Source organism: Rhodopseudomonas palustris HaA2, from assembly GCF_000013365.1.
GTDB classification, from domain to species: Bacteria; Pseudomonadota; Alphaproteobacteria; order Rhizobiales; family Xanthobacteraceae; genus Rhodopseudomonas; species Rhodopseudomonas palustris_J.
In genome coordinates this window covers 3,635,946-3,654,807 of the sequence record NC_007778.1, presented here as the reverse complement: position 1 = coordinate 3,654,807, position 18,862 = coordinate 3,635,946, and the positions used below count along the sequence as shown (strand labels likewise).

The 18,862-nt window shown below is 68.9% G+C and carries 19 protein-coding genes; 8 read left to right on the top strand and 11 right to left on the bottom strand.

Going from position 1 to position 18,862, the window contains the following annotated elements:
• Window positions 1–41 precede the first annotated feature (41 nt).
• The gene (locus RPB_RS16105) at window positions 42–1,514 is read right to left on the bottom strand and encodes an MFS transporter (protein ID WP_011442075.1); all 1,473 of its coding nucleotides are present in this window, start codon (window positions 1,512–1,514) and stop codon (window positions 42–44) included.
• 136 nt (window positions 1,515–1,650) lie between these two features.
• On the opposite strand from RPB_RS16105, the gene RPB_RS16100 reads away from it, so the two are divergent.
• The 6 genes from RPB_RS16100 to guaA all read left to right on the top strand — a co-directional run bounded on the left by RPB_RS16100 (window position 1,651) and on the right by guaA (window position 8,604).
• A complete protein-coding gene (locus tag RPB_RS16100) occupies window positions 1,651–1,899 on the top strand; it encodes a hypothetical protein (protein ID WP_011442074.1) in 249 nt (82 codons plus the stop codon).
• A 215-nt stretch (window positions 1,900–2,114) separates the two neighbouring features.
• Window positions 2,115–3,611 carry an IMP dehydrogenase gene (gene guaB, locus RPB_RS16095; RefSeq protein WP_011442073.1) on the top strand — a complete coding sequence of 499 codons (1,497 nt, stop codon included), beginning with the start codon at window positions 2,115–2,117 and terminating at the stop codon, window positions 3,609–3,611.
• 292 nt (window positions 3,612–3,903) lie between these two features.
• Entirely contained in the window at window positions 3,904–4,929 is a 1,026-nt protein-coding gene (locus RPB_RS16090; protein WP_011442072.1) for an NADP-dependent oxidoreductase, read from the top strand.
• Window positions 4,930–4,991: 62 nt separating this feature from the next.
• Entirely contained in the window at window positions 4,992–5,414 is a 423-nt protein-coding gene (locus tag RPB_RS16085) for an MAPEG family protein (RefSeq protein WP_011442071.1), read from the top strand.
• A 35-nt stretch (window positions 5,415–5,449) separates the two neighbouring features.
• A complete protein-coding gene (locus tag RPB_RS16080; protein WP_011442070.1) occupies window positions 5,450–6,754 on the top strand; it encodes an RsmB/NOP family class I SAM-dependent RNA methyltransferase in 1,305 nt (434 codons plus the stop codon).
• A gap of 227 nt (window positions 6,755–6,981) precedes the next feature.
• The gene (guaA, locus tag RPB_RS16075; protein WP_011442069.1) at window positions 6,982–8,604 is read left to right on the top strand and encodes a glutamine-hydrolyzing GMP synthase; all 1,623 of its coding nucleotides are present in this window, start codon (window positions 6,982–6,984) and stop codon (window positions 8,602–8,604) included.
• A gap of 76 nt (window positions 8,605–8,680) precedes the next feature.
• Here guaA and RPB_RS16070 read toward each other — a convergent pair whose 3' ends face one another.
• Window positions 8,681–9,610, bottom strand: a complete 930-nt coding sequence (locus RPB_RS16070; RefSeq protein ID WP_011442068.1) for an SDR family oxidoreductase — start codon at window positions 9,608–9,610, stop codon at window positions 8,681–8,683.
• A 186-nt stretch (window positions 9,611–9,796) separates the two neighbouring features.
• Between RPB_RS16070 and RPB_RS16065 the strand changes: the two genes are divergently transcribed.
• Window positions 9,797–10,966, top strand: a complete 1,170-nt coding sequence (locus tag RPB_RS16065) for a zinc-dependent alcohol dehydrogenase (RefSeq protein WP_011442067.1) — start codon at window positions 9,797–9,799, stop codon at window positions 10,964–10,966.
• 3 nt (window positions 10,967–10,969) lie between these two features.
• Here the strand turns inward: RPB_RS16065 and cobA are convergent, their stop codons facing one another.
• From cobA to RPB_RS16040, 5 genes are read right to left on the bottom strand one after another with little or no spacing between them, the layout of a single operon-like run.
• The gene (gene cobA / locus RPB_RS16060) at window positions 10,970–11,719 is read right to left on the bottom strand and encodes a uroporphyrinogen-III C-methyltransferase (protein ID WP_011442066.1); all 750 of its coding nucleotides are present in this window, start codon (window positions 11,717–11,719) and stop codon (window positions 10,970–10,972) included.
• Entirely contained in the window at window positions 11,719–13,080 is a 1,362-nt protein-coding gene (locus RPB_RS16055; RefSeq protein WP_011442065.1) for a cobyrinate a,c-diamide synthase, read from the bottom strand. Before RPB_RS16055 ends, cobA begins: the two co-directional genes overlap by 1 nt.
• Window positions 13,067–13,846, bottom strand: coding sequence for a precorrin-4 C(11)-methyltransferase (gene cobM / locus RPB_RS16050; RefSeq protein ID WP_011442064.1), 780 nt, complete (start codon window positions 13,844–13,846; stop codon window positions 13,067–13,069). Before cobM ends, RPB_RS16055 begins: the two co-directional genes overlap by 14 nt.
• Window positions 13,843–14,235 carry a cobalamin biosynthesis protein gene (locus RPB_RS16045; RefSeq protein WP_011442063.1) on the bottom strand — a complete coding sequence of 131 codons (393 nt, stop codon included), beginning with the start codon at window positions 14,233–14,235 and terminating at the stop codon, window positions 13,843–13,845. Before RPB_RS16045 ends, cobM begins: the two co-directional genes overlap by 4 nt.
• Window positions 14,232–15,455, bottom strand: coding sequence for a bifunctional cobalt-precorrin-7 (C(5))-methyltransferase/cobalt-precorrin-6B (C(15))-methyltransferase (locus tag RPB_RS16040; RefSeq protein WP_011442062.1), 1,224 nt, complete (start codon window positions 15,453–15,455; stop codon window positions 14,232–14,234). Before RPB_RS16040 ends, RPB_RS16045 begins: the two co-directional genes overlap by 4 nt.
• Before the next feature lies 1 nt (window position 15,456).
• Between RPB_RS16040 and RPB_RS16035 the strand changes: the two genes are divergently transcribed.
• Complete coding sequence (locus tag RPB_RS16035; protein WP_011442061.1) at window positions 15,457–16,236, top strand: cobalt-precorrin-6A reductase; 780 nt, start codon at window positions 15,457–15,459, stop codon at window positions 16,234–16,236.
• On the opposite strand, the gene cobJ is transcribed toward RPB_RS16035, so the two are convergent.
• From cobJ to RPB_RS24655, 4 genes are read right to left on the bottom strand one after another with little or no spacing between them, the layout of a single operon-like run.
• Entirely contained in the window at window positions 16,203–16,964 is a 762-nt protein-coding gene (gene cobJ, locus RPB_RS16030) for a precorrin-3B C(17)-methyltransferase (RefSeq protein ID WP_011442060.1), read from the bottom strand. The genes RPB_RS16035 and cobJ overlap by 34 nt on opposite strands.
• Window positions 16,961–17,689: a precorrin-2 C(20)-methyltransferase gene (locus RPB_RS16025; RefSeq protein WP_011442059.1), complete on the bottom strand. Its 729-nt coding sequence runs from the start codon at window positions 17,687–17,689 to the stop codon at window positions 16,961–16,963. Before RPB_RS16025 ends, cobJ begins: the two co-directional genes overlap by 4 nt.
• Window positions 17,686–18,315, bottom strand: coding sequence for a precorrin-8X methylmutase (locus tag RPB_RS16020; RefSeq protein ID WP_011442058.1), 630 nt, complete (start codon window positions 18,313–18,315; stop codon window positions 17,686–17,688). The genes RPB_RS16025 and RPB_RS16020 overlap by 4 nt, the downstream gene beginning before the upstream one ends.
• Window positions 18,312–18,854: a hypothetical protein gene (locus tag RPB_RS24655; RefSeq protein ID WP_011442057.1), complete on the bottom strand. Its 543-nt coding sequence runs from the start codon at window positions 18,852–18,854 to the stop codon at window positions 18,312–18,314. The genes RPB_RS16020 and RPB_RS24655 overlap by 4 nt, the downstream gene beginning before the upstream one ends.
• Between the last annotated feature and the right edge of the window lie 8 nt (window positions 18,855–18,862).

The window sequence follows — 18,862 nt, the reverse complement described above, 5'->3', positions numbered from 1 at the left end:
AGCTCAGGCAGCGGCGGCCTTGCACCAGCACGCGGCGGCGGTCACAGTCGCTGATCGCGCGCGGTCTGGGTTTCTTCGGTCGCGGTCTTGGCAGCGGCGCCGGCGGCGCCCTTCCGGCTCGAGATCTCGATCGCCTTCCGCCCCGAGATCTCGCTGCCGGCATCGTCCGGCATCCGCCAGAAGAAATACGCCGACAACGCCGACAGCACCGCGACCACGACGAAGGCCGGCGCGAAATCGTCGGCGCCGAGCGTCGTGGTGCCGTGCCACGCCATCGTGGATTCGACCGCAAACGCGCCGATCGCGACGCCGGCCGAGATCGCCAGCTGCTGGCCGACGCTGACCAGCGTGGTGGCGCGGCTCATCTGCGCGGTCTCCACCTCGGCATAGGCGACGGTGTTGATCGCGGTGAATTGCAGCGAGCGGAAGAAGCCGCCGACCAGCAGGATGATCATGATCAGCAGCAGCGGCGTCGCCGGCGTGAACAGCGCGCAGGCGGCGAGAAACACCGAGCTGACCAGCGCGTTGATGGTCATGATCTTGCGGAAGCCGAAGGTGCGGATGATCCGCGCCGCCAGCGGCTTCATCCCCATCGCCCCGGCCGAGGAGGCGAAGGTGACGAGGCCGGAGTGAAACGGCGACAGCCCGAAGCCGATCTGCATCAACAGCGGCAGCAGGAACGGCAATGCGCCGATGCCGAGCCTGAACAGGAAGCCGCCGGTCATGCTGGCGCGCAGCGTCGTCAGCCGCAGCAGCGAGAAATCCAGCACCGGCGAGGCGGTGCGGCGGGCGTGCAGCAGATACAGCGTCATCGCGATCGTGCCGATCGCGATCAGCGCCACGACGACCTGCCAGGGCAGCAGCCCGAGCCCCGCCACCGACAGGCCGAAGGCGATGCCGGCGAGGCCGATGCCGGCCAGCACCAGGCCGTAGAGGTCGAACCGCTCCGGATTGTCGCTGCGGATCGGATCGATGTAGCGCTGCGCGAAGAAGATCCCGGCGAGCCCGATCGGGATGTTGATCAGGAAGATCCAGTGCCACGAGAAGTAGGTGGTGATGAAGCCGCCGAGCGGCGGGCCGATCACCGGGCCGATCAGCGCCGGCACCGTCATCCACGCCATCGCGCCGACCAGTGCGCTCTTGTCGATCGAGCGCAGCAGCACCAATCGTCCGACCGGCGTCATCATCGCGCCGCCGAGCCCCTGCAGGATGCGCGCGAGCACGAAATCGGTGATCGACTGCGACAGCGCGCAGCCGATCGAGCCGATCATGAACACCGCGATCGCCGCCGAGAACACCGTGCGGGCGCCGAACCGGTCGGCGGTCCAGCCGGAGGCCGGGATGAACACCGCCAGCGACAGCAGATAGGACGTGATCGCGAGCTTCAGCGTCAGCGGCGAGGTGCCGATATCGGCGGCAATCGCCGGCAATGACGTGGCGATCACGGTGGCGTCCATGTTCTCCATGAACAGCGCGGCGGCCACGATCAGCGGGATCAGTCGTTCTTTATTCATGCAGAGTTTCGGCGGGGAAGGGAGCCCGCCTGTAGCATCGCGTCGCAGCCGCCGCCATTGCGCACGCCGCACCCGCACCTAAATCTTGCGTGACCGGCGCGCTCATGGCCGGAGCCCGTGTGGGGGAGTTCCGCCGATGATCTATCTGCTCGCCGCCTTCCTGCCGCCGCTCGGCCTGCTGCTCAACGGCCAGCCGCTGTCGGCGGTGTTCAATCTGGCCCTGCTTGTGGTGTGCATCGTCCTCGGCCTGATCTTCAGCCCGCTGTGGCTGCTGCCGTCGCTGCACGCCCTGATCGCGGTGCGGATGCGGCAGGAGAAGCGGATGCACCGCGAAGTGGTCGAGGCGATCCGCCAGCACGGCCCGCCGCCGGCCTATCGCCGCTGAGTGGCGCGAGGTCCCGCGGTGCACGCATCGCGGGTACGCACAAAAGCCGTGGTTGAAGGGGCGCGGCCCCTTTGATTCGTCATATCCCCGTGCTATCGACCACCGCCAACCCTCCCGACGGGCTCGATTCGACGGCGCTGCTGCTGTGGCGCCGAACGCGGCTCCCGTCCCCCGAGCTAGAACGCGGCGTAACCTGCCGCTGAACGGAGTTGGCAATGGCGTCATTGAGCGGATCACGGCAGTTTCAGGAAGCATACACGTTCGACGACGTGTTGCTGAAGCCCGGCCCGTCGGACGTGCTGCCGTCCGACGTCGATATTCGCTCCCGGATCACCCGCGCGATTTCGCTCAACATCCCGATCATCGCCTCGGCGATGGACACCGTGACCGAGGCGCGGATGGCGATCGCGATGGCGCAGGCCGGCGGCATCGGCGTGATCCACCGCAATTTCGATCCCGAGGGCCAGGCCGCGCAAGTCCGCCAGGTCAAAAAGTTCGAATCCGGCATGGTGGTCAATCCGCTGACCATCGCGCCCGAGGCCAAGCTCGCCGACGCGCTGGCGCTGATGACTCAGTACGGCTTCTCCGGCATCCCGGTGGTGACCGGCGCGCAGGGCGATGGTCCCGGCAAGCTGGTCGGCATCCTCACCAATCGCGACGTCCGCTTCGCCACCGATCCGGCGCAGAAGGTCTCGGAGCTGATGACGCACGAGAACCTCGTCACCGTGCGTGAAGGGGTGAGCCAGGACGAGGCCAAGCGGCTGCTGCATCAGCACCGCATCGAGAAGCTGCTGGTGGTCGACGATCAATATCGCTGCGTCGGCCTGATCACCGTCAAGGACATGGAAAAGGCGGTCGCGCATCCGCTGGCGTCGAAGGACGCGCAGGGCCGGCTGCGGGTCGCCGCCGCGACCACGGTCGGCGAGGGCGGCTATGAGCGCACCGAGCGACTGATCGAGGCCGGCGTCGACCTCGTCGTGGTCGACACCGCGCACGGCCATTCGGCGCGCGTGCTGGAAGCGGTGACGCGGATCAAGCGGATCTCCAATGCGGTCCAGGTGATCGCCGGCAATATCGCCACCCGCGACGGCGCGCAGGCGCTGATCGATTCCGGCGCCGACGCCATCAAGGTCGGCATCGGCCCGGGCTCGATCTGCACCACCCGGATCGTCGCCGGCGTCGGCGTGCCGCAGCTCACCGCGATCATGGACGCGGTCGAGGCGGCCAAGAAGGCCGACATTCCGGTGATCGCCGATGGCGGCATCAAGTACTCGGGCGACCTCGCCAAGGCGCTCGCCGCCGGCGCCGACATCGCGATGGTCGGCTCGCTGCTCGCCGGCACCGACGAGACGCCCGGCGAAGTGTTCCTGTGGCAGGGCCGCTCCTACAAGGCCTATCGCGGCATGGGCTCGGTCGGCGCGATGGCGCGCGGCTCGGCCGATCGCTACTTCCAGCAGGACATCAAGGACACGCTGAAACTGGTGCCCGAAGGCATCGAGGGCCAGGTGCCGTACAAGGGCCCGGTCGGCAACGTGATGCATCAACTCGCTGGCGGCCTGCGCGCCGCGATGGGCTATGTCGGCGCGCGGACCCTGACCGAATTCCACGACAAGGCCGAGTTTGTCCGCATCACCGGCGCCGGCCTGCGCGAAAGCCACGTCCACGACGTCACCATCACCCGCGAGAGCCCGAACTATCCGGGCGGGGTGTGATAGTTCGCGTGTACTAACGCTTCCTCGGGGACGGAGCGTTACCGCACTCTCTTTCGTCATTTCGGGGCGCGAGCGCAGCTCGCGAACCCGGAATCCATAACCACCGTGCTGGCCTTGAAGGCAAGCGTCACAACGCCGTGCCTTCGCGGGAGGCCAGGGAGTATGGATTCCGGGTTCGCCGCTGCGCGGCGCCCCGGAATGACGAAGGAGAGGCTTGCGTCCGATCTGCCGCAGTTGGCGAATGCGGATTGGTCGCCTACAACTCTGCCACCAACAACAAAAAGGAAACAGCATGTCCAAGGGTCAGCGTATCGTTCTCGCCTCGCGTCCGACGGGGGAGCCGACGGCGGCGAATTTCCGTCTCGAGGATTACGAGGTGCCGGCGCCGGGCGAGGGGCAGGTGCTGCTGCGCACGATCTGGCTGTCGCTCGATCCCTATATGCGCGGCCGCATGAGCGACGGGCCGTCCTACGCGCAGCCGGTTCCGGTCGGTGGCGTGATGGAAGGCGGCACCGTGTGCGAAGTGCTCGATTCCAAGAGCCCGGGTTTCGCCAAGGGCGACATCGTGCTGGCGCACAGCGGCTGGGCGACCCATGCGGTGGCCGACGCCAAGCCGCTGCGCAAGATCGATCCGTCGCTCGGACCGATCTCGACCGCTGTGGGCGTGCTCGGCATGCCCGGTATGACCGCCTATACGGGCCTTCTGGACATCGGCCAGCCGAAGGCAGGTGAGACCGTCGTGGTCGCTGCGGCGTCGGGCGCGGTCGGCTCCGCGGTTGGGCAGATCGCCAAGATCAAGGGGGCGCGCGCGGTCGGCATCGCCGGCGGCAAGGTGAAGTGCGACTACGTCAAGACCGAACTCGGCTTCGACGATTGCCTCGACCATCGCGATCCGGACCTCGCGGCCAAGCTGAAGGCGGCGTGCCCGAACGGCATCGACGTGTATTTCGAGAATGTCGGCGGCGAGGTGTTCGAGGCGGTGTTTCCGCTGTTCAACGCTTTCGCCCGGATGCCGGTGTGCGGCCTGATCGCGCAATACAACGCCTTCGAGGCGCCGCCGACGCCGAAATGGGCCACCGCTTTGATGCGCCACGTGCTGACCAAGCGGCTCACCATCCGCGGCTTCATCGTCAGCGATTTCGCCGGACGCCGGCAGGAGTTCCTGCGCGACATGTCGGAGTGGGTGCGCGACGGCAAGGTGAAGTACAAGGAGTTCGTTACCGAAGGTGTCGAGAGCGCGCCGGAGGCGTTCATCGGCCTGCTGAAGGGCGCCAATTTCGGCAAGCAGCTGGTCCGCGTCGGGCCCGACAAGGCCTGAGAATAAACGCGGACCTCGGCTGCTGCCGGGGTCCGCGCCGCTCTAGTCAACAGGAGGTCGCGATGTCGGTCCAGATGGTGCTGCTGCCGGTCTTCGTGCTGATCGGACTGACCTTCGCGCTGCTGCTGGGGACGTTCCGGGAGCGGCGGCGCGCGCTGGTGTCGCGCGAGACCCAGATCCGCGACGTCGCGCTCGGGCAGCCGAACTGGCCGGACCGCGCCACCAAGGTCGCGAACTGCTACAGAAACCAGTTCGAACTGCCGGTGCTGTTCTATGCGCTGATCGCGATCGGGCTGCCGCTGCGCCGGATCGATCTGGTGCTGGTGCTGCTGTCCTGGGTGTTCGTGGTGGCGCGGTTTGCCCATGCCGGCATCTTCGTCAGTTCCAACGATTTCGGGCAGCGGTCGACGGCCTGGTTCGCAGGCGCGCTGGTGCTGCTGGCGATGTGGGTCTATTTCGCGCTGCGCATGCTGCTGCTGATCTGATATCCCTCGCGCCCCTCGACGATTGAAAGACCGCAATGACCCCCGCCGCACGGCTGTCTGCAGCCATCGACCTGATCGCCACCATCGACGGCCAGCGCATTCCTGCCGCCAAGGCCCTGAAAGAGTGGGGCACGGCGCATCGCTACGCCGGCTCCGGCGATCGCTCTGCGATCGCGGGCCTGGTCTGGGATGTGCTGCGCCGCCGCGCCTCCAGCGCCTTCCTGATGGACGACGACAGCGCCCGCGCCCGGGTGCTCGGCATGCTCAGGATCGAGCGCGGCCTGACGACGGAGGCGATCGCGGCGCTGTGTGACGGCGGCCGGTTCGCGCCGGAGCCTTTGACCGACGCCGAACACGCCGCCTTGTCCGGGCGGACGCTCGACGCCGCGCCGCCGCATGTCGCCGGCGATTATCCGGAATGGCTCGACGGCGCGCTGGCCGAGGTGTTCGGCGACGAGCGCGTCGCCGAGGCCGCCGCCATGGCAAGCCGCGCGCCGCTCGATCTGCGCGTCAATACGCTGAAGGGCAAGCCCGACAAGGTGCTGGCCTCGCTCGCGCATCTCGGCGCCAGGGCGACGCCGTGGTCGCCGCTGGGGCTGCGCATCGAGCTCGGCGCCGACGCCCGCAATCCCGGGGTGCAGGCCGAGCCGGATTTCATCAAGGGCGCCATCGAGGTGCAGGACGAGGGCTCGCAGCTCGCGGCGCTGCTGTCGGCCGCCAAGCCCGGCGAGCAGGTGATCGACCTCTGCGCCGGCGCCGGCGGCAAGACGCTGGCGCTAGCGGCGATGATGCAGGGCAAGGGCCGGCTGATCGCCACCGATTCCGACAAGCGCCAGCTCGCGCCGATCCACGAGCGGCTGTCGCGCGCCGGCGTGCATAATTGCGACATCCGGGCTCCGAAGGGGCCGGCCGATACCCTGTCCGACATCCACGCCTCCGCCGATCTGGTGCTGGTCGACGCGCCGTGCACCGGCACCGGCACCTGGCGCCGCAACCCCGACGCCAAATGGCGGATGCGCCCCGGTGCGCTGGAAATCCGGCTGAAGGACCAGGCCGAGGTGCTGGCCCGCGCCGCCGCGCTGGTGAAGCCCGGCGGCCGGATCGCCTATGTGACCTGCTCGGTGCTGCCGGCGGAGAACGGCGCGCAGATCAAGGCGTTCACCGCCGCGCACCCGGACTTCGCCGTGACCCCGCCGGCCGAGGTCGCCGCCACGCTGTGGGACAAGGCCGAGGCCTTCCTGGCCGCCACAAGAACCTCTTCCGAGGGGCTCTTGATGACCCCGCGCAAGACCGGGACGGACGGGTTTTTCGTGTCGGTGCTGCGCAAGGCTGCGGCTTGAACGAGCCGTCACCCTGAGGTGCGACCGCCGGGCGCTTCGCGCGCGGCGGGAGCCTCGAAGGGCGACGGCGTCGCGGGCGAAGAGGCCGCAGAACAGCATCCTTCGAGGCTCGCCGAAGACGGCGAGCGCCTCAGGATGACGGCGGGGGCGGGGCTGGCCTTGGACGTCGGCTTCGCATCCCCGTTTTCCCCGTTGCGAGCCGGGCTGCGGTCGCGTATTTGCTGCCCATGACAGCCCCCAGCACACCCTCCGCTTCGTCCGTCGTCCCCTCCGGCGCCGACACCTCGCCGCATGTCGCAGCGATCCACGAGAAGATCCTGATCGTCGATTTCGGCTCGCAGGTCACCCAGCTGATCGCCCGCCGCGTCCGCGAGGAGGGCGTCTATTCCGAGATCGTGCCGTTCCAGAAGGCGGAGGCCGCCTTCGCCGAGATGAAGCCGAAGGCCGTGATCCTGTCCGGCGGCCCGGCCTCGGTGCTCGACGCCGACGCGCCCGCTGCGCCGATGGCGATCCTCGAGGCCGGCGTGCCGGTGCTCGGGATCTGCTACGGTGAACAGACGCTGGCCAAGCAGCTCGGCGGCACGGTCGAAGCCGGCCATCACCGCGAATTCGGCCGCGCCACGATCGAGATCACCGACGACTGCGCGCTGTTCGACGGCGTCTGGCAGAAGGGCGGCACATACGACGTCTGGATGAGCCATGGCGACCGCGTCACCAAGCTGCCCGACGGCTTCCGCGGCGTCGCCAAGGCGCCGGGCTCGCCGATCTCGGTGATCGCCGACGACAAACGCAAGTTCTACGCGACGCAGTTCCATCTCGAAGTGGTGCACACGCCGGACGGCGCGAAAATCCTGCGCAACTTCGTCCGCAAGGTCGCGGGGCTGACCGGCGACTGGACGATGCGCGCCTTCCGCGAGGAGGCGATCGAGAAGATCCGCGCGCAGGTCGGCACCGGCAAGGTGATCTGCGGCCTGTCCGGCGGCGTCGACTCGGCGGTCGCCGCGGTGCTGATCCATGAGGCGATCGGCGATCAGCTCACCTGCGTGTTCGTCGACCACGGCATGCTGCGCAAGGACGAGGCCAAGACCGTCGTCGACCTGTTCCGGCATCACTACAACATCCCGCTGGTGCATGTGGACGCGTCGGAGACCTTCCTCGGCGCGCTCAGCGGCGTTACCGATCCGGAGCAGAAGCGCAAGATCATCGGCAAGCTGTTCATCGACGTGTTCGACGCCGAGGCCAAGGTCGTCGGCGGCGCTGATTACTTGGCGCAAGGCACGCTGTATCCCGACGTGATCGAGAGCGTGTCGTTCACCGGCGGCCCGTCGGTGACGATCAAGTCGCACCACAATGTCGGCGGCCTGCCCGAACGCATGAACATGAAGCTGGTCGAACCCTTGCGCGAATTGTTCAAGGACGAGGTGAGGGCGCTCGGCCGCGAGCTCGGCCTGCCGGAGATTTTCGTCGGCCGCCACCCGTTCCCGGGCCCGGGCCTGGCCATCCGCTGCCCCGGCGAGATCACCGCCGAGAAGCTCGACATCCTGCGCAACGCCGACGCGGTGTATATCGACCAGATCCGCAAGGCCGGCCTCTACGACGCGATCTGGCAGGCCTTCGCGGTGCTGCTGCCGGTCAAGACCGTCGGCGTGATGGGCGACGGCCGCACCTACGAGTACGTCGTCGGCCTGCGCGCCGTGACCTCGACCGACGGCATGACGGCCGATTACTACCCGTTCGACATGGCCTTCCTGGGCGCCACCGCGACCCGGATCATCAACGAGGTCAAGGGCGTCAACCGCGTGGTCTACGACGTGACCAGCAAGCCGCCGGGGACCATCGAGTGGGAGTGATCCAGGTCCACCTGAGCGTAATCCGAAACGCGCCGCGGCACGACCCGACACGCTGAAAGATAGGGCCCTTCGTCTCTCATCGATCGGTGGTGATCGGTCGATCGTGGGCGGGGCCGGTGGAGGGGCGCTCGCGCGGGGCGGGTTCCGGTCCCGGGGCCGTCAGCGCTTCGCTGATCTGCCACAGCCGGCGATTGGCTTCGACATCGAGCGCCTGGGCCGGCGCCGGGATGATCTTGCGGTCGCCGAAATACTGGCCGCTCACCGTGGCCAGTTCCGGTGCGTTGGCGAGATACAGCACGCGGCGCGCCGCCCGCTCCGGCGACGGGATCGCCCAGCCGCCCCAGCGCGCGAACAGCTTCAGCAAGGCGCCCTGGGCGCCGTCGGTGCCGCCGAGATTGGATTTGAACACGCCCGGGAACACGCAATTGACGGTGACGCCGCTGCCTTGCAGACGGCGCGCCAGTTCGAAGGTGAAGTGCAGATTGCCGAGCTTGGACTGGCCGTAGCCCTGCATCATGCGATACGGCCGCCGCTCCCAATTCAGGTCCTCGAAATCCAGCGCGGTGCTGATGCGGGTGCCGACATTGACGATCCGCGCCGGCGCGCTGGCGCGGAGCAGATCCAGCAGCAGATTGGTGAGGAGGAACGGGCCGAGGTGGTTCACGGCGAAGGCGCATTCGATCCCGTCCGGGCTGAGCCGCCGCGCGGGGAAAGCGGTGCCGGCATTGTTGATCAGCAGATGCAGGCGGTCGAAACGCCGATGCACCGCCTGCGCCAGCGCGCGGATCGCCGACTGATCGGCCAGATCGGCGACGAACAGATGCAGGTCGTTGTTTCCGGTGGCGGCCCGGATGTCCGCGAGCGCCGTCTCGCCGCGTTCGCGGTCGCGCGCGACCAGACCGACGCGCGCATCCTCGGCCGCGAGTGCCGTTGCGACGGCTTTGCCGAGGCCCGAATTGGCTCCGGTGATCAGCGCGGTTCGCTTAGTTGCTTGGTATGGATGCATCGAGCTGGCCTCCGGGACTCGGCGGGCAAAAGGTCGCACAGGCGGCTGAGGTCGGTCGACGGCTGGCGAACGGTCGGCCGGATTTGCCGATGAGATCATAGCAGGTCTCGAGACCGGACCCTCAATTTAGGAACAACGGTGCCTCGGTGTGTTTGTCTGGGAGATGAACACAATCGGAGGTACGAGATGAAGGCGCTGACCTGGCACGGCAAGAGCGATATCCGCTGCGAAAGCGTGCCCGATCCAAAAATCGAGCATGGCCGTGATGCGATCATCCGGGTCACCGCCTGTGCGATCTGCGGTTCGGACCTGCATCTGTTCGACGGCGTGATGCCGTCGATGAAGAGCGGCGACGTGCTGGGACACGAGACGATGGGCGAGGTCGTCGAGGTCGGCGCCGACAACAAGGCGCTGAAGGTCGGCGACCGCGTGGTGGTGCCGTTCACGATCTCCTGCGGCGAGTGTTTCTTCTGCAAGCGCGGCTTCTACAGCGGCTGCGAGCGCTCCAATCCGAACGCCGAGCAGGCCGCGAAACTCTGGGGCCATTCGCCCGCCGGTCTGTTCGGCTATTCGCATCTGCTCGGCGGCTTTGCCGGCGGGCAGGCGGAATATCTGCGCGTACCTTACGCCGATGTCGGTCCGATCAAGGTGCCGGACGGGATGACCGACGAGCAGGCGCTGTTCCTGTCCGATATCTTTCCGACGGGATTCATGGCGGCGGATTTCTGTAACCTGAAGGGTGGCGAGACGGTCGCGATCTGGGGCTGCGGTCCGGTGGGGCAATTCGCGATCAAGAGCGCGTTTCTGCTCGGCGCCGAGCGCGTGATCGCGATCGATACGGTGCCGGAGCGGTTGGAGATGGCCCGCGCCTCGGGGGCGATCACCATCGATTTCAGGAACGAGGACGTCTACGACCGCATCCAGGATCTGACCCATGGTCGCGGCGCCGATGCCTGCATCGACGCGGTCGGCACCGAGCCGGACACGGCGTCCGGATTCGACGCGATCGTCGACCGGATCAAGGTGGCGACCTTCATGGGCACCGACCGGCCGCATGTGCTGCGCCAGGCGATCCATTGCTGCCGCAACTTCGGAACGGTGTCGATCGTCGGCGTCTATGGCGGCCTGCTCGACAACATCCCGATGGGCTCGGCGATCAATCGGGGGCTGACGTTCCGAATGGCGCAGACCCCGGTCCAGCATTATCTGCCGCAACTGCTGGCGCGGATCGAGAAAGGCGAGATCGATCCCACCTTCGTCATCACCCATCGCGCCACGCTGGAGGATGGCCCGGAGCTGTACAAGACGTTCCGCGACAAGCAGGACGGCTGCATCAAGGTGGTGATGAAGCCCTGAGTCTCAGGACGTCGCGAACGCCTGTCCGTAGAGGATGATGCAGGCGCCCGGCGGTGGATCGGTGGCGAGCCGGCTCGCGAGCTCGGTGACGGAGCCGCGAAAGATGCGCGTCTCCGGCGAGCCGAGGCTTTCGACGATCGCGGCCGGCGTCTGCGGGCTCAGTCCCGCAGCGATCAGCCGCGCGACCAGCGTCGGGAAGGTCGCCTTGCCCATATAGATGCAGGTGGTCGCCGCCGGATCGGCGAGTGCGGTGATGTCGAGGTCGCCGGGCAGGCGGCCGTCGACGTCGTGGCCGGTGACGAGCTGCACGCGGCGGGCGACGCCGCGCTTGGTCAGCGACGCGCCGAGCGCAGCCGCGGCGGCGGTTGCGGTGGTGATACCCGGGACGATCTCGATCTCGATGCCGGCGTCGCGGGCGGCGCGTAGTTCCTCGTCGGATCTGGCGAACACCGTCGGGTCGCCGGCCTTGAGTCGCACCACGCGCTGGCCGCGCTGCGCATGGGCGACGATCAGGCGGCTGACCTCGTCCTGGCGCGGCGAGGGGTGGCCGGCGCGTTTGCCGACGGCCACGAGTTCGACGTCGGCTTTGAGGAAGGCCATGAACTCCTCGCCGGCGAGATCATCGTAGAGCACGACGTCGGCCTCCTGCAGCCGCTTGATGGCGCGCAGCGTCAGCAGGTCGGCATCGCCGGGGCCGGCGCCGACGAGGGCGACGCTGCCGGGCATGAAAGAGGAGGTCGAAGCGGTCGGCATCAGGCGACGGGCTCCTGCGCGACGTCGATCAGGTGGAAGAACGTCCCGCTCACGTGGCCGCGCCGGCTGCCGGTCTCGCTGGTCGGCGCACCGGCGGCATCGCAGATCCGTGCCAGCGGGTCGTCGGCCACGCCGAGCACGCGGGCATAGTGATATTCGTGACCGCGCAGGACGCAGCCGGCGGGGTGGCCGGCGGCCGGCGTCTGCAGCGTCGCGACGCGATAACCGAGATGCAGCTTGCGCTGGGCGAAATCGGTTTCGACACCAAGTAAGCCGACCATCGCGTGGCGCTGCCCGTCGGCATCGATCAGGCCGGCGCCGAGCGTCATGTAGCCTCCGCATTCGCCGTGCACCGGGCGGGTCTGCGCAAAGCGCGTCAGCGCGGATTTGAAGCGCGTCGCCGCCGCGAGTTGGCCGGCATGGAGTTCGGGATAGCCGCCCGGCAGCCAGGCCGCATCACACGTATCATCGGGTCCTTCGTCGGCGAGCGGCGAGAACGGCACGATCTCCGCGCCGGCGGCGCGCCATCCGGCGAGCAGATGCGGATAGATGAAGGAGAAGGCGTCGTCGCTGGCGAGCGCTATGCGCTGGCCGGGCGGTGCGATGCGGGGCGTCGCCGGGGTATCGAAGTGCGACGGGACGGCGGCGCGTTCGAGCGCGTCGAGGTCGATGCCCTGTTCGGCCAGGGTGGCGAGCACATCGAGCCGCTCGTCCAGCGACGCGTGTTCGCGCGCCTGCACCAGCCCGAGATGGCGGTTCTTGATAGCGCTGCTGGCATGTCGTGCGAGCGTGCCCAGCACAGGAATGCTCTGCGTCGTGAAGCCGGCGCGGACCAGCGCCTCGTGCCGCGCGCTGGCGACGTTGTTGAGGATCACGCCGGCCAGCCTCACGTCGCTCCGGTAGTTCGCAAAGCCCAGCGCCAGCGCAGCGGCGGATTGCGACTGGCCGGCGACGTCGATGACCAGCGCCACCGGCCAGCCGGTGGCCGCGGCGATATCGGCGGTGGCGCCATTGCCCCACGCGCCTGTCGTGCTGCCGCCGTCGAACAGCCCCATCACGCCTTCGGCGATGCAGAGGTCCGCGCCGGCTGCCGCCTCGAGCAGCGCGGCGATCCGGCCGGGCGAAAAGGCGAAGGAGTCGAGATTGTAGCTGGGTCGCCCCGCTGCGGCTGCGTGAAACGCCGGGTCGATGTAGTCGGGACCGCATTTGTAAGGCTGCACGATGCGGCCGCGGCGACGCAGCGCGGCGAGCAACGCCAGCGTCACCGTGGTCTTGCCGCTGTTGGTCGACGGCGCGGCGATGATCAGCCCCGGCGGTGTGCCGAGCCTCGCAGCGCTGGTTGTGCGATCAGTCGCGGGCACGATCGTCCTCCGCGGAGCGACGGTAGCGCCGGTCGTAGTCCGTGCTGTAGAGCGCGCTATTGCGGAAATCGCTCGCTGCGAGCGACGGCCCGATCAGGATCAGCGCGGTGCGGTCGATGCCGGCCTCCGCGACCTGCGCGGCGATCGTCGTCAGCGTGCCGCGGATGATCTGCTCTTCGGGCCAGCTCGCGCGAACGACGACGGCGACGGCGCAATCATCGCCGTAATGCGGGCGCAGTTTCTCGACGACGCTATTGATCACGTGGATCGACAGATGGATCGCCAGCGTCGCGCCGGTCGCCGCATACGCGTCCAGGTTTTCGCGCGGCGGCATCGCCGAGGCGCGGCCGGAGGTGCGCGTCAGCACCACGGTCTGGGCGACTTCGGGCAGTGTCAGTTCGCGCCCGAGCGCCGCCGCGGCGGCAGCGAATGACGGCACGCCGGGCGTGACGGTGTAGGGGATGCCGTGAGCCTCGAGCCGGCGGATCTGCTCGCCCATCGCGCTCCACACCGACAAATCGCCGGAATGCAGCCGTGCCACATCGTGGCCGGCTTCGGTGGCGGCGACGAATTCTCTCGTGATTGCGTCGAGATCGAGCGGCGCGGTGTCGACCACGCGGGCGCCGGGCGGGCACAGCGTGATCAGCTCGCGCGGCACCAGCGATCCCGCGTAGAGGCAGACCGGGCAGCGCATCACCAGATCGCGGCCGCGCACCGTGATCAGGTCGGGCGCGCCGGGGCCGGCGCCGATGAAGTGGACCGTCATTGCGGTGGCTCCTCGATGGCGACGGCGGCGGTCGCCTGGCGGTCGCTTGATATCAGCCGCGTCACCGCAAGGCGGGCGGCAGGCCCCGCCGCGGCGAGCGCCGCCGCTTCACAGACGCTGCCGACACCGCGGGCGCGTGCAACGCGCGGTGAGTCGGTCGCGATGCGATCGGCGGCGCTCCGGATCGCAGCCGTACTGATCGCGAGGCAGGGCAATGCCGCTTCTGTCGCCGCTGCGATCAACGGCGGATGCACTGCTTTGTCGTCGGGCACGGCAAGATGCGTCGGTTGTGCGGGCATAGCGGCGCCGCGCGCAGCGGCGATGACTTCGGCGATCGACGCCTGAGGGGCGGCGGCGCGAAATCCAATGCCGATCACGATGCGCGTCATTTGCGGACGCTCCATTGCACCACCGGGATCGCGGCGCGCCAGGCGGTGAGCCCGCCGACCGGCGCGGCGCGTTCGACGCCGAGCCGCAGCAACTCGCCGCCGTGGCGGCCGTGACAGGCGATCAGCAGCGCCTCGGTTTCCAGCGTCACGGCATTGACCACCAGCCGTCCGCCGGGTGGAAGCGCCTGCCACACCGCGTCCAGCACGCCCGGATTGCCGGCGCCGCCGCCGATGAACACCGCGTCCGGAGTCGGCAGGTCGGCGAGCGCTTCCGGCGCTTGCCCAAGGCGGAGATCGAAATGCGGCACGCCGAGTGCGTCGGCATTGCCGCGGGCGCAAGCCAGCCGATCGGGCCGCGCTTCGATTCCGATCGCGCGGTTGCTGCGCGCCGCCAGCAACCATTCGATGCCGATCGAGCCCGAGCCGGCGCCGATATCCCACAACAATTCGCCGCCCCGTGGGGCGAGGCTCGACAGCGTCACCGCGCGGATCGCGCGCTTGGTGAGTTGGCCGTCGGTCTGGAACAGCTCGTCCGGCAGGCCGCTTGCGTGTGGGATGATGGCGGAATCGGGTTGCGCGACCACGTCGATGCCGATCGCGACCGGTGCTGCGACGTCGGTGAGTGTATAGTTCGCCGCTGCTGCGCGGAGAATGCGCTCGCGCGGGCCGCCGAGCGCTTCGAGCACGGTGAGGCTGGACGGTCCAAAACCCGTCGCCGTCAGATAGGCCGCGATCTGCGCCACCGCGGCACCATCGCGCACCAGCACGATGAGCCGAGAACCGGGCTGCAGATGCGGCCGCAGCATGGTGATGGGGCGGGCGTGGAGGCCGAGCGTGATCGTCTCTTCCAGCCGCCAGCCGAGCCTTGCCGCCGCCCAGGAGAACGTCGACGGCGCCGGCAGGGCGGTCCATTCGCTCGGCGCGAGGTGATCGGCGAGCACAGCGCCGGCGCCGTGCCAGAACGGATCGCCCGAGCACAGCACGACGACACTGCGGCCGCGCTGCGCCAGCACGTCCGGCAGCGACACGGCGAACGGCACCCGCCAGGGCAGGGTCGGCCTGCCGAGCGCGGCAACCATCGCGAGGTGCCGCTCGCCGCCGATCACGAGATCGGCGTTCGCCAGTAGCGCGCGTGCTTTGTCCGACAGGCCCGCGACGCCATCCTCGCCGATTCCGACGATGGACAGCCACGGCGTCGGCGTGTCATCGGTGGCGGTCATGATGCTCCATCCCGCCCAGCGCCTGCGCCTGTTGATCCTCGGCGGCACCGCCGATGCGACGCGACTCGCGACGGCGATCGCCGCGGAGCCGCGCATCGAGGCCGTACTGTCGTTTGCCGGTCGCACCGACAATCCCAAGCCGCCGCCGATCCCTTGGCGGGTCGGCGGCTTCGGCGGCGTACAGGGGTTGATCGATTACTTGCGCGCGGAGGGGATTGATCGCGTCGTCGATGCCACGCATCCGTTCGCGGCGCAGATGAGCCGCCACGCGGTCCAGGCCTGCGCCGCAGCCGGCGTGCCGCTGCTCGCACTCGAGCGCGCGCCATGGCAGGCGGGTGAGGGCGATCGCTGGATCGAGGTCGACGATCTGGCGGCGGCAGCGCTGGCGCTCGGCGCGGCGCCGCGCCGGGTGTTTCTCGGCATCGGCCGGCAGCATCTCGAATTGTTCGCCGCATATCCGCAGCACGCTTATCTGGTGCGACTGGTCGATCCGCCGCGTGCGGCGCTGCCGTTTCCACAGGTCGAAATCGTGATCGCGCGCGGGCCGTTCGACCGCGCCAGTGATCGCGCACTGCTCGAAGCGCATCGCAGCGAGATGGTCGTCGCCAAGAATGCCGGTGGGGATGCAGCGGTAGCCAAGATCGAGGCGGCGCGCGATCTCGGGCTGCCGGTGGTGATGGTCCGGCGTCCGATTGTGCCGGCGCGGCTCGCGGTCGCCACGGTCGCCGAGGTGATGGCGTGGCTCGGTCATGACGGCGCCTTCAGCGAGCGTGGCGTATAGACATAGCTGCCGCCGTCGGCGCGGGGGATGAGCCGCGTCTGCGACGATCCGATCATCACCACGGTGCGCATGTCCGCACGGCTCGGAAGCGCATCGCCGAGCGGCACGACGTCGATGCGCTGGTGAGGCTCGCTGACGGCGGTGGCGAAGATCACCGGCACCGACGCCGGATGGATGCCGCGCAACAGTTCGAAGGCGCGGTCGAGCTGCCATTGCCGCGCTTTCGAGATCGGATTGTACAGCGCGATCACGAAGTCGGCTTCGGCCGCCGCGCGCAGCCGCTTCTCGACGGTCTCCCACGGCTTGAGATTGTCAGACAGGTTGATCGCGCAGAAATCATGGCCGAGCGGCGCGCCGATCCGCGCTGCGGCGGCGAACATCGCGCTGATGCCGGGCAGCACGCGGATGTCGAGGTCGCGCCACGCCGGGTCGCCGGCCTCGATCGCCTCGAACAGCGCCGCCGCCATCGCGAATACGCCGGGGTCGCCGGAGGACACGATCACCACATGCCGCCCCTCGCTCGCGAGCCGAAGCGCGAACGAGGCGCGATCGATCTCCTCGCGATTGTCGGAAGCGTGCCGGCGGACATCGTTGCGCGCTGCGACGCGGGCGACATAGGGCGCGTAGCCGACCAGATCGGTCGCGGCGTCCAGCGCCGCGGTTACTTCGGGTGTGATCAGCTCCTGAGCACCTGGGCCAAGACCTGCGACGACGACCGATCCGGTCATGGCCGTCGTCCCTGTCCATGGACGAGGATCATCGAGAAGTACGGCGCCGCATCGTCCGGCTTGTCGGCGAGGCGCATCACCGTCTCGCCGGCCATCGCGCCGCGCTCGACATAGACGGCGCGATCGAGCAGCCCGGCGGCTTCGAGCGAACGCCGGACCTTGGGAAGATTGCGGCCGAGCTTCATGATGACGAAGGCGTCGCCGGTCTTCAGCGCTTCGGCGAGCCGTGTCGCATTCAGTGTCGCGGGCACGACGCACAGCACGTCGTCGCCATAGGTGATTGGCGTCCCGCTCGCCGTCCAGCACGCCGCCATGCCGGAGATGCCGGGCACCACGACCACCGGCACATCGCCGAGCAGCCGATGATAGAGGTGCATGAACGAGCCGTAGAGAAACGGATCGCCTTCGCACAGCACGACCACGTCGCGGCCTTGCGCGACATGCGCCGACAGCCGCGCGACGCAGTCCTCGTAGAAGCTGCGCAGCGTCGAAGCGTAAGCGGGATCGTCGAGCGGGATTTCGGTGGTCACCGGATAGTCGAGCGGCTCCTCGACGACGCCGTCGGCGAGCAGGCCTTCGACGATGGTGCGGGCGTGGCCGGCGCGCCCGGCCTTCCTGAAGTAAGCGACGACCTTGGCGGCGCCGACCAGCCGTGCAGCACGGACGCTCATCAGGTCCGGATCGCCGGGGCCCACGCCGACGCCATAGACGGTCGGGCGGGTCATTCGACTTCGCTCGCCAGCGCGTTGATCGCCGCCGCCGTCATCGCGCTGCCGCCGCGACGGCCGCGGACGATGACGCAGGGTGCGGGGGCCGCCTCGAGCAACGCCTCTTTGGATTCCGCCGCGCCGACGAAACCGACCGGGATGCCGACGATCGCAGCGGGGCGCGGTGCGCCGGGTTCGCCGAGGATTTCCAGCAGCCGGAACAGTGCGGTCGGCGCATTGCCGATCGCCACCACGGCGCCGTCGAGCCGCTCGCGCCACAATTCGAGCGCCGCGGCGGAGCGCGTGGTGCCGAGCTGCGCGGCGAGGGCCGGGACGCGCGGATCGCCGAGCGTACAGATCACCTCGTTGTCGGCCGGCAGTCGCTTGCGGGTGACGCCGTTGGCGACCATCTGCGCGTCGCACAGGATCGGCGCGCCCGCCTGCAGGGCCGCGCGGCCCGCCGCGACGAAACCGGAGGTGAAGACGATGTCGGCCGCAACCTCGACCATGCCGCTGGCGTGAATGATCCGCACCGCGACGATCTCCTCGTCGCGGTCGAAGCGATCGAGCTGCGCCTCGGCGCGGATGATCGCGAAGGACTGCCGATAGATCGCGTCGCCATTGGTTTCGTAGGTGTAGCTCATCGCACCGCCTCGCGGATCGGCTCGGCGGTCGGCTGTGCCGGCTGGTCGAGCCAGGGCGCGATGGTGAGGCCGGCGGCGAGCGACAATTGCGTCAGCACCGCGCGCGCGGCGGCGTCGTCACGGCCTCGGCAGAGCGTGGCCAGCCGGCGCAGCGTCGACCGCGGCAGATTGGAGAGTCCGGCGAGCCGCGGATCGACGTCGTCGGTCTCCGCGACGATGGCGAGGGCGATCCGCTGCTCGCGCGCGAGCGCCGCCAGGGTTTCGACGCCGTCGCGCCAATCGTCGAGGCCGTGCGGCAGCTGGATCATCACGCCGCGCGCCGACGCCACAGCCGTGCGCAACGACTGATCGAGCGACAGCCGGGCGGCGTTGGCGAGGTGCAGTTGCGGCAGCTTGCAGCCGGCATGGTGCCAGACGCGCGCGTAGCGGGCGAGGGCCGCGTCCGAGAACGACAGCACGATGAGTTCGGCGGGCAAAGGCGGGGCTTCGGACGCATCGAGGGCGTCGGGCCCATCGGAGCGAACAATCGAGAGCGGCATCGTGCCCA

Coding starts and splice junctions, on each gene's coding strand:
- guaB (WP_011442073.1), top strand. CDS start 2,115: ATGGCGTCATTGAGCGGATCACGGCAGTTTCAGGAAGCATACACGTTC.
- RPB_RS16105 (WP_011442075.1), bottom strand. CDS start 1,514: ATGAATAAAGAACGACTGATCCCGCTGATCGTGGCCGCCGCGCTGTTC.
- RPB_RS16045 (WP_011442063.1), bottom strand. CDS start 14,235: ATGACGCGCATCGTGATCGGCATTGGATTTCGCGCCGCCGCCCCTCAG.
- RPB_RS16100 (WP_011442074.1), top strand. CDS start 1,651: ATGATCTATCTGCTCGCCGCCTTCCTGCCGCCGCTCGGCCTGCTGCTC.
- RPB_RS16070 (WP_011442068.1), bottom strand. CDS start 9,610: ATGCATCCATACCAAGCAACTAAGCGAACCGCGCTGATCACCGGAGCC.
- RPB_RS16085 (WP_011442071.1), top strand. CDS start 4,992: ATGTCGGTCCAGATGGTGCTGCTGCCGGTCTTCGTGCTGATCGGACTG.
- cobA (WP_011442066.1), bottom strand. CDS start 11,719: ATGCCGACCGCTTCGACCTCCTCTTTCATGCCCGGCAGCGTCGCCCTC.
- cobJ (WP_011442060.1), bottom strand. CDS start 16,964: ATGACCGGATCGGTCGTCGTCGCAGGTCTTGGCCCAGGTGCTCAGGAG.
- RPB_RS16035 (WP_011442061.1), top strand. CDS start 15,457: ATGCTCCATCCCGCCCAGCGCCTGCGCCTGTTGATCCTCGGCGGCACC.
- RPB_RS16040 (WP_011442062.1), bottom strand. CDS start 15,455: ATGACCGCCACCGATGACACGCCGACGCCGTGGCTGTCCATCGTCGGA.
- RPB_RS16065 (WP_011442067.1), top strand. CDS start 9,797: ATGAAGGCGCTGACCTGGCACGGCAAGAGCGATATCCGCTGCGAAAGC.
- guaA (WP_011442069.1), top strand. CDS start 6,982: ATGACAGCCCCCAGCACACCCTCCGCTTCGTCCGTCGTCCCCTCCGGC.
- RPB_RS16020 (WP_011442058.1), bottom strand. CDS start 18,315: ATGAGCTACACCTACGAAACCAATGGCGACGCGATCTATCGGCAGTCC.
- RPB_RS16080 (WP_011442070.1), top strand. CDS start 5,450: ATGACCCCCGCCGCACGGCTGTCTGCAGCCATCGACCTGATCGCCACC.
- cobM (WP_011442064.1), bottom strand. CDS start 13,846: ATGACGGTCCACTTCATCGGCGCCGGCCCCGGCGCGCCCGACCTGATC.
- RPB_RS16090 (WP_011442072.1), top strand. CDS start 3,904: ATGTCCAAGGGTCAGCGTATCGTTCTCGCCTCGCGTCCGACGGGGGAG.
- RPB_RS24655 (WP_011442057.1), bottom strand. CDS start 18,854: ATGCCGCTCTCGATTGTTCGCTCCGATGGGCCCGACGCCCTCGATGCG.
- RPB_RS16025 (WP_011442059.1), bottom strand. CDS start 17,689: ATGACCCGCCCGACCGTCTATGGCGTCGGCGTGGGCCCCGGCGATCCG.